The organism is Tomitella gaofuii, from assembly GCF_014126825.1.
GTDB lineage: Bacteria > Actinomycetota > Actinomycetes > Mycobacteriales > Mycobacteriaceae > Tomitella > Tomitella gaofuii.
In genome coordinates this window covers 2,142,219-2,154,599 of sequence record NZ_CP059900.1, presented here as the reverse complement: position 1 = coordinate 2,154,599, position 12,381 = coordinate 2,142,219, and the positions used below count along the sequence as shown (strand labels likewise).

Sequence of the window (12,381 nt, the reverse complement as noted above, 5' to 3'; positions counted from 1 at the left end):
TCCTGCCAGGCGCCGCGGCGATACGCTGAGCACCATGACCGACAGCGCACCGCAGCCCGCCACCCGTTTCACCGCCGCCACGTACGCGGACCGACTCGCCCGCGCCGCCCGCCTCACCGCGGACGCCGGCCTGGACGCACTCGTGGTCGGCACCGGTCCGGACCTGCAGTACCTCACGGGCTCGCGCGCGCACTCGTTCGAGCGGCTCACCGCCATCGTCATCCCCGCCTCCGGCGCGCCGGCCACGGTGGTGGTGCCGCGGCTCGAGCTGGCGTCGTTACGCGATTCGGCGATCGCCGAGCTGGGCCTGCCGGTGCTCGACTGGGTCGACGGCGTGGACCCGCACGCGCTCGTCGCGGACGTCGTCTCCGGGGCCGGGAAGGGCGGCGGGGCAGCGGGCGGCGCGGCGCCCGCCGTCGCCGTGGACCCGGCGCTGCCCGCACTGCACGTCGTACCGCTGGCCGACCGGACCGGGGCCCCCGCCCGGCTGGCCACGCCGGTCCTGCGCGAGCTGCGGATGATCAAGGACGCCGAGGAGGTCGACGCCCTGCGGAGGGCCGGAGCGGCCATCGACCGCGTGCACGCGCGGATGGGGGAGTGGCTCCAGGCGGGGCGCACCGAACGGCAGGCGGCCGACGACATCGCCGCGGCGATCGTCGAGGAGGGGCACACCGCGCCGGAATTCATCATCGTCGGCTCCGGGCCGCACGGCGCCGACCCGCACCACGAGGTGTCGGACCGGGTGCTCGCGGAGGGCGACATGGTGGTGATCGACATCGGCGGTCCCGTCGAGCCCGGCTACAACTCGGACTCCACCCGCACCTACTGCATCGGCGAGCCGGATCCCGAGACCGCCCGCCGCTACGCCCTGCTGGAGGCGGCGCAGGAGGCCGCCCGCCGGCACGTGCGCCCCGGCGTCACCGCGGAGTCCGTCGATGCGGCCGCGCGCGACGCGCTCGCCCGGCACGGCTTCGCCGACGCGTTCGTGCACCGCACAGGTCACGGGATCGGGCTCTCGGTGCACGAGGAGCCGTACATCGTCGCCGGCAACGACGAGCCGCTGCGCCCCGGGGATGGCGTTCAGCATCGAACCGGGCATTTACTTTCCGGGCGAGTGGGGCGCACGCATCGAGGACATCGTCGTGGTCACCGACGACGGCTGCGAGCCGCTCAACACCCGGCCCCGCGCGCTCGGCATCCTGCCGGCGGGCTGACCGGACGGGCGCCCGCCGCTACGCGGGCGCCCGCAGCGTCTGCATGCCGAGCACCCGGTCCACCGCCACCTCGACGACCACCCGCGTGGGATTGGGCCGGGGCCGGCGGTATCGGCCGGCGTAGAGTTCGACCGCCCGGGCCACGGCGCCCGAGTCGTCGCTGAGCCGCACGGCGCCCTCGAGCGTGATCCATCGCGCCCCCGTCGATCTGCGTCAACGCGGCCCGGCCGCCGCGCTGCGCGTTGCGCGCCTTCTGCGAGCCGGCATTGGTGATCACCCGGGCCAGTCCCGCCTGCGCATCCCAGGTGAAGCCGACCGCCACCACGTGCGGGCTGCCGTCGGCGCGCTGCGTCGCCAGGGTGGCCAGGTGGCGGTCGGTGAGGAAGTCCAGTGCGATCCGGTGGATTTGCTCGGGTCCGATGGGCATGCAAGGACCGTAGCCGACCGTCCCGCCGCGCCCGCGCTCAGCGCCGGACGGTGTAGACGAGCTTCTGGACGCCGTTCGCGTACCGTTCGCCGTCGATCAGGTCGAGGCGCTGCATGTCCTTGTCCGTCGCCCCGAACAGCCGTGTGCCCGCGCCGAGCAGCAGCGGGAAGACCAACAGGTGGAACCGGTCGATCAACCCCGCGTCCGTGAGGCTGCGCACCAGCGTGGCACTGCCGTGGATGATGATGGGGCCGCCGTCGCCCTGCTTGGCCGCAGCGACGTCGTCGATGACGCGCAGGATCGTCGTCGCCCCCCAGTTCTGCACCAGGTCCTCGGGCCGCAAGGTGGTGGAGACGACCATCTTGGGCATGGCGTTGTAGGAGCCGAACTCGTCGTCCATGCCCGGCCACACGGGGGAGAAGGCCTGATAGCTGACCCGCCCGAGGAGCAGGGCGGTGGCCTCGTCCTGCTCCTCGCCCTTGATCCGGTAGGCGTCGGGGTCGAACTCGACGCCGTGGACAGTCCAGCCGGAGTTGCGGTATCCCGGTTCTCCTCCGGGCGCCTCGACGACCCCGTCGAGGGAAACGAAAGCCGTGGCGATGAGCGTGCGCATGGGTACTCCTCGGCTGTGCTGCACGGTGTGCCGTTGTCGTCGTGCGGTGATGTCGGGTATAGACCACCGCCTGCACGCCAACTCATCGCCGCGCCCCGTACGCGGCGGCGCCCGCGGCCGTCGTGCACACTGGGCGCGTGCCCAGATCCGCCTCCGCAGCACCCCGTTCCCGTCCCGCAGCACCCCGCCCGGCATCCGGCGGGTTCGCACCGGGACCGGTGCTGTTGCTGGGCGGATGCAGCGACATCGGCATCCAGGTGGCGCGCCGGATCGCCGCCGCCACCGCGGACGACGCCCGCACCGTCGTGCTCGCCGCCCGCCGCACGCACGCGCCGGAACGGCGGCGCGTCCTCGACGCCCACGCGGAGCAGCTCCGGGCGGCGGGCGCCGGCGCGGTGGCCGTCCGGGAGTTCGACGCGGACGATCTGCCGTCCCACCGCGGCTTCCTCGCGGCGGTGGCACGCGAGTTCGGCACGCCGGGAGTCACCGTGCTGGCATTCGGGATCCTCGGCGACCAGGCCCGCGCCGAGACCGACTCCGCGCACGCCGCCGCCATCCTGCACACCGACTTCGTCGCCCAGGTCTCCGTGCTCACCGAGCTCACCACGCTGCTGCGCGTCGCGCCCCCGCGGGGAGGACGCCGTGGCGCGATCGTGGTGTTCTCCTCCGTCGCCGGCGTGCGGGTGCGCCGCGCCAACTACGTGTACGGCTCCGCCAAGGCCGGGCTCGACGGCTACGCCTGCGGGCTTTCCGACGCGCTCACCGGCAGCGGGATCGATCTGCTGCTGGCCCGCCCCGGCTTCGTGGTCGGCGCGATGACGGCCGGGCTGATGGCGGACGGCGTCAAGCCGGCACCGATGTCCAGCACCCCCGGCGAGGTGGCCGATGCCGTCGTCGACGCACTGGCCCGCAGACGCCGCGTCGTGTGGATCCCAGGACGCCTGCGCGCGGTGTTCGCCGTCGCCAGGCTCGTACCGGGATTCGTGTGGCGCCGCCTGCCGCGGTGACGCACGGCACGCGGCCTGCGCGGGAACAGGAACGCCGGCGTCCGTGTTGATCCGAGAAGAGGGCAGGCCGGCGTGCGGACGAGCGCGCCATGGCCTGCCCTGTCGGTGCCCGAGCACGCCCGTCGAAAGGTCCGGTCATGGCGTATCCGCTGTCCATCCTCGATCTCGCGCAGGTCGTGCGCGGCGAAACCACTGCAGACAGCCTCCGCGCCAGCGTGGACATGGCGCAGCGTGCGGAGTCGTGGGGATACCGCCGGATCTGGTACGCCGAGCACCACAACATGCCGACGATCGCCTCGTCCGCGACGGCCGTGCTCATCGGGCAAGTGGCCGCCGCCACGTCGACGATCGCACTGGGCTCCGGCGGAGTCATGCTGCCCAATCACGCGCCGCTGACCATCGCCGAGCAGTTCGGCACCCTCGCGTCCTTCCACCCCGGCCGCATCGAGCTCGGCCTGGGACGCGCCCCCGGCACCGATCAGCAGACGATGCTGGCGATGCGGCGCGACCACACCTCGGCCGACCGCTTTCCGCAGGATGTCCTCGAGCTGCAGGGGTATCTGTCCGGCCAGAGCCGCGTCGACGGCGTCGCGGCCACCCCCGGCAAGGGCACCGGTGTGCCGTTGTACATCCTCGGTTCCTCGCTGTTCGGGGCCCACCTCGCCGCGGCGCTCGGGCTGCCGTATTCGTTCGCCTCGCACTTCGCGCCCGCCGCCCTGCACGACGCCGTGCGGGTGTACCGGGAGGAGTTCACGCCGTCCGCGCAGCTCGACGAGCCCCGCGTGATCGCCGGGGTCAACGTCGTCGCCGCCGACACCGCCGCGGAGGCCGAGCGGATCTTCCACGACGCGCGGCGCCGCCGCGTCGCCGCGCTCGTCGGGCGCGGCCGTGCCCGGGGACGACGGTTCACCGACGACGAGCTCGACGCCCTGCTCGAGTCGCCGGCGGGCGCACAGGTCGCGGGGATGACGAAGTACTCGGCGGTGGGCACCGCGGACCAGGTGGCCGACTACCTCGACCGGTTCGCAGTGGACGCGGACGCCGACGAGCTCATCGTCGTCTCGCAGGCCGCGGACCGGACGGCGTGGCTGCGCACGCTCGAGCTCCTCGCGCCGCTCAATGCACGCGGAGTCGGCCGCAGCCGCGGCGTGGCCGCCTGACCCGCCCGCACCGGGTCTGCGACATCACAGGCTGTTTCTCGGAATCCCGGTGGCCGCGAACGTCCCCGGCTGATTGAATCGGGGCGAAGGCCGACACCGCGGCGGCAGCGCTCGCCGTCGCCGGCGCGGTCGGAGGCATCACCGTGCGCATCAGCCGCACGGCCCCGGGGTGAGGAGAATCCATGACCGCAGTCAAGCCCGTCATCGTCGGCACCGACGGATCCGACCACGCCAGGCTCGCCGTGCGGTGGGCGGCCCACCACGCGCACCTGCACGGCGTCCCGCTGCTCATCGTCACCGCCGTCAGCGCGCCCGTCGCCTACGGGATGGGCGGCAACCTGCCCCAGGAGTTCTTCACCGCCCTCGAGGAAGACGGCGCGCGAATCCTGCGCGAGGCGACCGCCGAGGCCCGCGACGTGTCCTCCACGCTGGAGATCGAGTCGGTCGTCAAGCTCGAGGCGACGGGCCCGGCGCTGCTCGCGCTGTCCGAGCGGGCGCGGATGATCGTCGTGGGCACGCGGGGGCTCAGCGGGCTCGCGAGCGCCTTCATGGGGTCGATCAGCGCGCTGGTCGCCCGGCACGCCGCCTGCCCCGTAGTGGTGGTGCGCAGCGCGGACGACCAGTCCCCGGCGCCGCTGAGCGGCCCGGTGGTGGTGGGCGTGGACGGTTCGGAGAATTCCGCGAAGGCCGTGGCCGTCGCGGTGCGCGAGGCATCGGCGCGCGGCGCGACGCTGGTGGCCGTCCACGCGTGGAGCGACGTGCCGCTGAGCACCATGGATCCCATCGCCCAGGTGCGCGGCCTGTTCGACGAGGCGGCGGTGGCGGACGCCGTGCTCTCCGAACAGCTCGCCGGATACAACGACGACTATCCGGATCTCAACATCGAGCATGTCGTCGTGCTCGACCGGCCGGACACCGCCATCCTCGATCACGCCGAAGGCGCGCAGCTCGTCGTCGTGGGCAGCAGGGGACGGGGCGGGTTCGCCGGGCTCATGCTGGGCTCGACGAGCATCAAGGTGCTGCGTTCGGCGCACTGCCCGGTGATGGTGGTGCACAGCTGAGGTGCAGCTCGCGCACCGTGGGCGATGCGGCGTCGAAGACGAAGCCCATGGGCGCGAGCACCCGCACCACCTGCTCCGCAGCTCCTTCGCCCAAGTCGCACAGCAGCAGGGTCCGCCGGGGTCCGACGATGACGGCGCAGCCGATCGCGGCGAGGAACTGCAGCCGCCGCGCGTCGAGCACCGCCCCGTCGATCGCCGCGCCCAGCGTCACTCCGCCGCCCGCGTCGTGGTCGAACCAGCCGATGTCCGCTGCGGCCGCGCCGTCCGCCCCGGACGGGACCGTCCCCGTCTGCCCCGGAAGTTCCGCCACCTCCGGAACGTCCCGGAGCAACCGTGGACTGCGGGCGCAAGCGCACCGGCGCCGGCCGCGGTTCCCCGCCCGTCAGCCGCAGTCTCCGCCGCCCGCGGCGCGGCCGCCCGGGGCTCCGCTTCCAGGAGCTCCACCACAGCGTCGACGGCGCGCGTGAGCTCCCGGTCCGGAATCCGCACCCCCACAGGCGTACCGGACACCTCAAGCAGGTAGCCGCCGATGTCCGACGCGATCACGCTGAGCGGCGCATGCCCGCCGGCGACATCGCCGCGTCCGTCGTCGACGGTCACGAGCGGATCACGCGTCGACACGGGCGGATCCCGCTGCGCGAGAAGGCGCGCGAGCGCCTCGGCGGGTGCACGCACGTCGCGCACCCCTCCGGCACGTCCCGTCAGCGCGGAGCACAGCACGTGCCAGGAGCTGCGCGCGCCGTCCCATTCCGGCACGGACAGGCGCAGCGGGGCGGCGTCGGGGGACCGGCCCGGGCCGCCGTGCGGGTGCACCACCGTGATGGCCGCCCGCGGATCGATCCGCACCGCGGCCCGCTCGGCTTCCGCGTATGCGGCGAGCTCCGCGACATCGTCCGGCGTCATCAGCCCCGCGGACGGCCGGAACCGGATCCCGCGGCGTCCGGAGGCTGCGCTGCGGGACGGGGACGATACAGTCACGCCGCAAGGATAGCGGCCCCGTTTGCTGTTCGGCCGCCGCTGGGGAACGGTTGAGCCGATCCCGCCGCCGGGCGCAGGAGCGCGTGCAGAGGAGGTACGACGTGTCCACGGTCGACTATTCCGATCTCGCCACGCTGGCCGGCGCGTCCGCACCGGAAACGGACCGGCTCGCGGAGCACCTGCCGTCGTGGCTCGACGCCGTCCCCGACGCAGGCCGGCGCGCCCGGCAGATCGCGTCGCTCGACCCTCCGCAGCGTGCACGCGTGCTACGTGTCCTGGAGCGGGAGGACCTGGCGGAGCTCCTCGACCACGCCAGCCCCCACGACGGCGCCGACGTGCTCGCCGACTTGGACGCACCGACCCGTGCGCTCGCGCTCACCAATGCCGCGCCGGACGTGACCGCGGAGATCCTGCGACTGCTTCCCGACGACGACCGCGACCGCGCGCAGCGCATGCTGCCCGAAGACCAGCAGCGGGTGGTCTCGGGCCTGCTCAGCCGCCCCGAGAACTCGGTGGGCGCCCGCATGACGCCGCACGTCACCGCCATCTCGGAGGGCCTCACCATCAAGGAGGCCAACAGAGCGGCGCGGGCCCAGGCCCCCGACACCGAGACCCTCGCCTACGTCTACGTCACCGACGAGGACGACGCGCTCGTGGGCGTGATGTCGTTCCGCGACCTGGTGCTGGCGCCGGGCGACGCGCTGGTGCGCGAGGTGATGGACACCGACCTGCTGTCGGTGGACGCCGACTGCGACCAGGAGCAGGCGGCGCGCATGCTCATCGGCAACCACCTGTTCGCGCTTCCGGTCGTGGACGGGGGCCGCCTCATCGGCATCATCACCTCCGACGACGTGGCCGACATCCTCGATGAGGAGTTCACCGAGGACGCCGAACGCCAGGGTGGTTCGAACCCGTTGGAGACGCCCTACCTGCGCGCGTCCCCGTTGCTGCTGTGGCGCAAGCGCATCGTCTGGCTACTCGTGCTGTTCATCGCCGAGGCCTACACCGGCACCGTCCTGCGCCACTTCGAGGCCGAGCTGGACGAGGTGGTGGCGCTGTCGTTCTTCATCCCGCTGCTCATCGGCACCGGCGGCAACACCGGCACCCAGATCACGTCGACACTGGTGCGCGCGATGGCGCTGGGCGACGTACGTCTCCGCGACATGGGCCGGGTCATCATCAAGGAGCTCAGCGCGGGGTCGTTCATCGCGATCACCATGGCCGTGGCCGCGATCATCCGCGCGTGGACCCTGGGGGTGGGCGTGGAAGTGGCGCTCACCGTCACGCTCACGGTCGCGGCGATCGTGCTGTGGTCGTCGTTCATCGGGTCCGTGCTGCCGCTGCTGCTGCGGCGTGTGGGGCTCGACCCCGCCGTCGTGTCCGCACCGATGATCGCGACCATCGTCGACGGCACGGGCCTGGTGATCTACTTCGAGATCGCCAAGCTCATCATGTTCTGACCGCCGCACCGTGACGGCCCTGGCCTGTGACGGCCCCGTCCGGTTCCCGCGGCCCGTCGGCAGGCGCCCCGAATCCGGGAACGCACAGCCGCCCCCGCGCGTTGAACCGATAGAGGGCCGGGCAGCGCTGCTGCGGTCGGTCCGCCCGGATGAAAGGGGCTGCCCGTGTTCCGCCTGCTGTTCCTCGTATATCTCGTCGTCGAGATCGCCGCTCTTTGGGCGGTCGCGGCGTGGATCGGCTTCGGTTGGGCGATCCTGCTGGTGATGGCGGGCACGGCGGCGGGGGTGATCGCCCTCGGCGTCAAGACCCGTCGATGGGCCGAGTCCGTCTCGCAGGCGCGTGCCGCCCAGGGCCGTCCCCGTGCGGCCGGCGCCCGGGGGCCGATGCAGGCGCTGGCGGACGGCTCCCTGTCCGCCACGGGCGTCGGCCTGCTGATGGTGCCCGGCTTGGTGACCAGTGCCGCGGGGCTGCTCTTGCTATTCCCCCCGACGCGGCGGCTGCTCAGCCCCGTCGTCGTGGCGCTGGGCCTGCGGAGGTTCCCCGTGATCGGCGTGGTCGCCGCGCGGGCCGCGCGCAACGGCGGCGCGTCAGGTGCGGAGGGCGACGTGATCGACGGTGAGGTGGTCGATGGCGGCGCCGACGGCCCGGTGTACGACCACGGCTCCGGCGCGTCGGGCTACGAGACCGTCTTTCCTCCGGTCCTCCCGCCCTCGTCGCGTGGCCGGGCCCGGTAGCGGGCCGAGCACACCTCGGGGCCGCCTGCCGGAGCCGCCGCGGCGCACACCGCCCCGGAAGGGCACACTGGTGGGCTGTGAGCACCACACTGTTGATCGGCGGACGCATCCACAGCCCCTCCCATCCGTACGCGACGGCGATGGCCGTCGTCGACGGCACGGTGGCCTGGCTCGGCGACGACGGACCGGCGCGCACCCTGCACCCCGACGCGGAGGTGGTCGACCTGCAGGGGGCGTTCGTGGCGCCCGCCTTCGTCGACCCGCATGTGCACGTCACCGACACCGGCCTCGCGTTGACCGGATTGGACCTCTCCGCCGCGGCGAGCCTCGCCGAGTGCCTCGGGCTCCTCGGCGCCTACGCGCGCCGGCACCCGGAGGCGCGGATCATCTGGGGCCACGGTTGGGACGATTCCGCCTGGCCGGAGCGCCGCGCACCGTCGGCGGACGACCTCGAGCACTCCGCCCCCGGCCGCGATGTCTACCTGTCCCGCATCGACGAGCATTCCGCCGTCGCGTCACGGGGGCTCCTCGCCCCCGCGGGGGCGGACGTTCCCGCAGAGGGCGCCCCGGCGCGGCCGTTGCACGGTGACGCGCACCACGCGGTGCGCGCCCGTGCCCGGCAGCTGCTCGACGCGGCGCAGCTCGACCGCGCCCGCCGCGCCGCGCTCGACAGTGCCGCCGCCCACGGCATCGTCGCCGTGCACGAATGCGGCGGGCCGGACATCGCCGGGGCCGACGACTTCCGCGCCGTCCTGGCGCTGGGCGCGAACGAGGGTTCCGTGGCGGTCCGCGGCTACTGGGGCGAGGCCGTCGCCACCGCCGAGCAGGCCCGCGGCCTGCTCGCCGAGCACGGCGCCCACGCGCTGGGCGGCGACCTGTTCCTCGACGGCGCGCTGGGCTCACGCACCGCCCTGCTGCACGAGCCGTACGCCGACCACGCCGGCCGCGGCACCGCGCACCTCGACGCCGCGGCCGCCGCGGCGCACCTGCGTGCCTGCACCGAAGCCGGCATCCAGGCCGGCTTCCACGCCATCGGCGACGCGGCCGTGCACGCCGCCACCGCCGCCTTCACCGCCACGGCCGAGGAGCTCGGCGGGCCCGCGGTCGCCGGGCGCGCCCACCGCATCGAGCACGCCGAACTCGTCAGCCGCGCGGAAGCCGCCATCCTGGGCCGATTCGGCGCGGTGGCCTCGGTGCAGCCCGCGTTCGATGCCCTCTGGGGCGGCCCCGACGGCATGTACGCCGAACGACTCGGCGCGCCGCGCGCCGCGCAGACCAACCCGTTCGCCGTCCTCGCCGCCGAGGGCGTCACGCTGGCCATCGGTTCCGATGCGCCGGTGACCGCGATGGACCCGTGGGCGGCCATCCGCGCGGCCGTGAACCACAGCGTCGACGACCACGCGCTGTCGCCGCGCGCCGCGTTCACCGCCGCCACCCGCGCGCCTGGCGGGCCGCCGGCCTCCGGGACGGGATGGCCGGCACTCTGCAGCCCGGAGCCGACGCCTCCTACGCCATCTGGGAGGCCGGGCAGCTCGTGGTGGCCGCCTCCTCCCAGTCGATCGCACGCTGGTCCACGGATCCGCGCTCGCGGGTGCCCGCGTTGCCGGACATGTCGGCCGATGCGCCCGCGCCCCGCTGCCTTGCGACCGTCCGCTCGGGCCGGACCCTCTACGAGGCAGACTGACGGATGTCGGCACCCGCGCGCCTGCGGCACTTCACCCTCGCCTGGACCAAGGCCCTCCCACGGCAGGTGCTCGCCGTCGGCGGGGGACTGCTGATCTTCGCGTCCTACCCGCCGCGCACGGCGTGGTACCTCGCCCCGGTGGGCATCGCGCTGGCCGTCCTCGCGGTCACGTGGCCGCGACGCACCCCGCTTCGCGACGCCGGCGGCCGGCCCTCGCTGTGGGGCGGCTTCGGCTACGGTTTCCTCGCCGGGGCGGGCTTCCTCCTTCCCCTGCTGCCCTGGGTGGGCCTGTACGTGGGCCCGGTGCCGTGGCTGGCCCTCGTGGCCGCCGAGTCGCTTTTCGTCGGCGTGTTCGGCCTCGCCGTCGCGGTGCTGCACCGGTGGCCGGCGACACCGGCGTGGCTGCGTCCGTTCGCCGTGGCCGCGTGCTGGTCGGGCACCGAATGGCTACGGTCGTCGGTGCCGTTCGGGGGGTTTCCGTGGGGACGGCTCGCGTTCGGGCAGCCCGACGGCATACTGCTGTCGCTGGCCTCGCTGGGCGGTGCACCGTTGCTCAGCTTCGCCGTGGCGCTCGTCGGCGCCGGTGTTGCGGCCGCCGTCGTCATCACGGCGGGCATCGCTGCGGACCGCCGTGCGCGGCCGGGGGCGGCCTGCGCGCCCGGTGCGCAGGACCCGGATCGTCGCCGCCGCGGGCGCGCTGACGGCCATCGCCCTGCCGCTGGTCGCCGGGGCCGCGCGCGCGCCGTTCCTCCCCGGCATGGACTCGGGCGAACGGCAGCTCACCGTCGCCGCGGTGCAGGGCAACGTGCCGCGGCTGGGGCTCGGATTCAACGACCAGCGCCGTGCCGTGTTGGACATGCACGTGCGGCGCACTCTGCAGCTGGCGGACGACGTGGACGCCGGCCGGGAGCCGCGTCCGGACATCGTCCTGTGGCCGGAGAACTCCTCCGACATCGATCCGCTGCGCAACCCGGATGCCGCCCGGGAGATCTCCTACGCCGCCGACCGGATCGGCGCACCGATCCTCGTCGGCGCGGTGCTGAACAACGGGGACGGCACCACCACCAACTCGGTGATCGTCTGGAATCCCGGGACCGGCCCCGCGGACCGGCACGACAAGGCCATCCTCCAGCCGTTCGGCGAGTACATGCCCTTCCGCGACTTCTTCCGGCACTTCTCGTCGTACGTGGATCAGGCCGGGCACTTCGTGCCCGGCCACGGCGACGGGGTGGTCACCGCCGACAACGTGCCCATCGCCGTCGCCACGTGCTACGAGATCGCGTTCGACCGCGCCTATACGACGGCCGTGCGCGCGGGCGGACAGTTCCTGGCGGCACCCACCAACAACGCCACGTTCAGCCCCAGCGAGATGACCTACCAGCAGCTTGCGATGACCCGCGTGCGCGCCGCCGAGCACGGCCGGGCGGCGGTCGTCGCGGCGACGACGGGTGTCAGCGCGATCATCGCGCCCGACGGCACCGTCACACAGCGGACCGGTGTGGACGTTCCCGCCGCTCTCGTCTCCGCCATCCCGTTGCGCACCGAAGTGACCCCGGCGACCGTCGCCGGACCATGGCCCGAGTACGTCCTCAGCGCGCTCGGCGCCGTCGCGGTGGCCGCCTCCGCCGGCACGGGCCTTCGACGACGCTCCGCACGCTGAGTTCCACGCGACGGAATCCGGCGGAACCGGCGCCGCCCGCGCCGAAGGGCGTCTACCCTGCGGGAGACGGGCCTGCCGGCGCGGGCCGCACAGGGACGCGCACGCGCTGACCCGATGCGCAAGGGGAGGAACGGACATGTCGTTGAAGCACCACGACTCGGAACGCGCCAGGATCTCGGTGTACAACCGGCTGGACAAGGCGGTACTGGAGGTCTCCGGTTCCGCGGTGACGCTCACCCCCGAGGACGCGCGCGAGGTCGCGGGGCTGCTGGGGCAGGCCGCGGACCGTGCCGAGCAGACGCCGCCGGACGAGTTCTTACAGCACCGGCTCTGACCTCGCCCGGCACTGTGGCGTGGGGTACGGCCGGTCCGCCGCGCCCCA

At 73.8% G+C, this 12,381-nt stretch carries 10 protein-coding genes and 4 pseudogenes; 10 read left to right on the top strand and 4 right to left on the bottom strand.

Translation table 11 applies throughout. The features are described from left to right. The first annotated feature begins 34 nt into the window (after positions 1-34). A pseudogene (locus H4F70_RS10115) lies at positions 35-1,214 on the top strand (M24 family metallopeptidase). Between the two features lie 18 nt (positions 1,215-1,232). Here the strand turns inward: H4F70_RS10115 and H4F70_RS10110 are convergent. Together H4F70_RS10110 and H4F70_RS10105 are read right to left on the bottom strand one after the other, a co-directional pair. Next, positions 1,233-1,641: pseudogene (locus tag H4F70_RS10110) on the bottom strand (TIGR03618 family F420-dependent PPOX class oxidoreductase). A gap of 37 nt (positions 1,642-1,678) precedes the next feature. Beyond that, the gene (locus H4F70_RS10105) at positions 1,679-2,254 is read right to left on the bottom strand and encodes a dihydrofolate reductase family protein (protein WP_182360032.1); all 576 of its coding nucleotides are present in this window, start codon (positions 2,252-2,254) and stop codon (positions 1,679-1,681) included. A gap of 218 nt (positions 2,255-2,472) precedes the next feature. On the opposite strand from H4F70_RS10105, the gene H4F70_RS10100 reads away from it, so the two are divergent. The 3 genes from H4F70_RS10100 to H4F70_RS10090 all read left to right on the top strand — a co-directional run bounded on the left by H4F70_RS10100 (position 2,473) and on the right by H4F70_RS10090 (position 5,482). Beyond that, positions 2,473-3,261: an SDR family NAD(P)-dependent oxidoreductase gene (locus H4F70_RS10100; RefSeq protein WP_182360317.1), complete on the top strand. Its 789-nt coding sequence runs from the start codon at positions 2,473-2,475 to the stop codon at positions 3,259-3,261. Between the two features lie 137 nt (positions 3,262-3,398). Further along, positions 3,399-4,421: an LLM class flavin-dependent oxidoreductase gene (locus tag H4F70_RS10095; protein ID WP_182360031.1), complete on the top strand. Its 1,023-nt coding sequence runs from the start codon at positions 3,399-3,401 to the stop codon at positions 4,419-4,421. Positions 4,422-4,603: 182 nt separating this feature from the next. Continuing rightward, positions 4,604-5,482: a universal stress protein gene (locus H4F70_RS10090; protein ID WP_182360030.1), complete on the top strand. Its 879-nt coding sequence runs from the start codon at positions 4,604-4,606 to the stop codon at positions 5,480-5,482. On the opposite strand, the gene H4F70_RS10085 is transcribed toward H4F70_RS10090, so the two are convergent. Both H4F70_RS10085 and H4F70_RS10080 read right to left on the bottom strand, forming a co-directional pair. Then, a complete protein-coding gene (locus H4F70_RS10085) occupies positions 5,433-5,693 on the bottom strand; it encodes a hypothetical protein (protein ID WP_182360029.1) in 261 nt (86 codons plus the stop codon). The genes H4F70_RS10090 and H4F70_RS10085 overlap by 50 nt on opposite strands. Beyond that, a complete protein-coding gene (locus H4F70_RS10080) occupies positions 5,690-6,460 on the bottom strand; it encodes a hypothetical protein (protein ID WP_182360575.1) in 771 nt (256 codons plus the stop codon). The genes H4F70_RS10085 and H4F70_RS10080 overlap by 4 nt, the downstream gene beginning before the upstream one ends. Positions 6,461-6,561: 101 nt before the next feature. On the opposite strand from H4F70_RS10080, the gene mgtE reads away from it, so the two are divergent. From mgtE to H4F70_RS10055, 6 genes and pseudogenes are all read left to right on the top strand, one after another. Then, complete coding sequence (gene mgtE, locus H4F70_RS10075; RefSeq protein ID WP_235681454.1) at positions 6,562-7,920, top strand: magnesium transporter; 1,359 nt, start codon at positions 6,562-6,564, stop codon at positions 7,918-7,920. Between the two features lie 165 nt (positions 7,921-8,085). After that, positions 8,086-8,655, top strand: a complete 570-nt coding sequence (locus H4F70_RS10070; RefSeq protein WP_182360027.1) for an FxsA family protein — start codon at positions 8,086-8,088, stop codon at positions 8,653-8,655. Positions 8,656-8,732: 77 nt separating this feature from the next. Next, positions 8,733-10,339 (top strand): annotated as a pseudogene (locus H4F70_RS10065) (amidohydrolase). Positions 10,340-10,342: 3 nt separating this feature from the next. Further along, a pseudogene (locus H4F70_RS21160) lies at positions 10,343-10,861 on the top strand (apolipoprotein N-acyltransferase); the annotation flags it as partial. 139 nt (positions 10,862-11,000) lie between these two features. Beyond that, on the top strand, positions 11,001-11,999 hold the full coding sequence (gene lnt, locus H4F70_RS21155; RefSeq protein ID WP_420883140.1) for an apolipoprotein N-acyltransferase: 999 nt from the start codon (positions 11,001-11,003) through the stop codon (positions 11,997-11,999). 136 nt (positions 12,000-12,135) lie between these two features. Beyond that, the gene (locus H4F70_RS10055; RefSeq protein ID WP_182360026.1) at positions 12,136-12,333 is read left to right on the top strand and encodes a hypothetical protein; all 198 of its coding nucleotides are present in this window, start codon (positions 12,136-12,138) and stop codon (positions 12,331-12,333) included. The last annotated feature ends 48 nt before the right edge of the window (positions 12,334-12,381 follow it).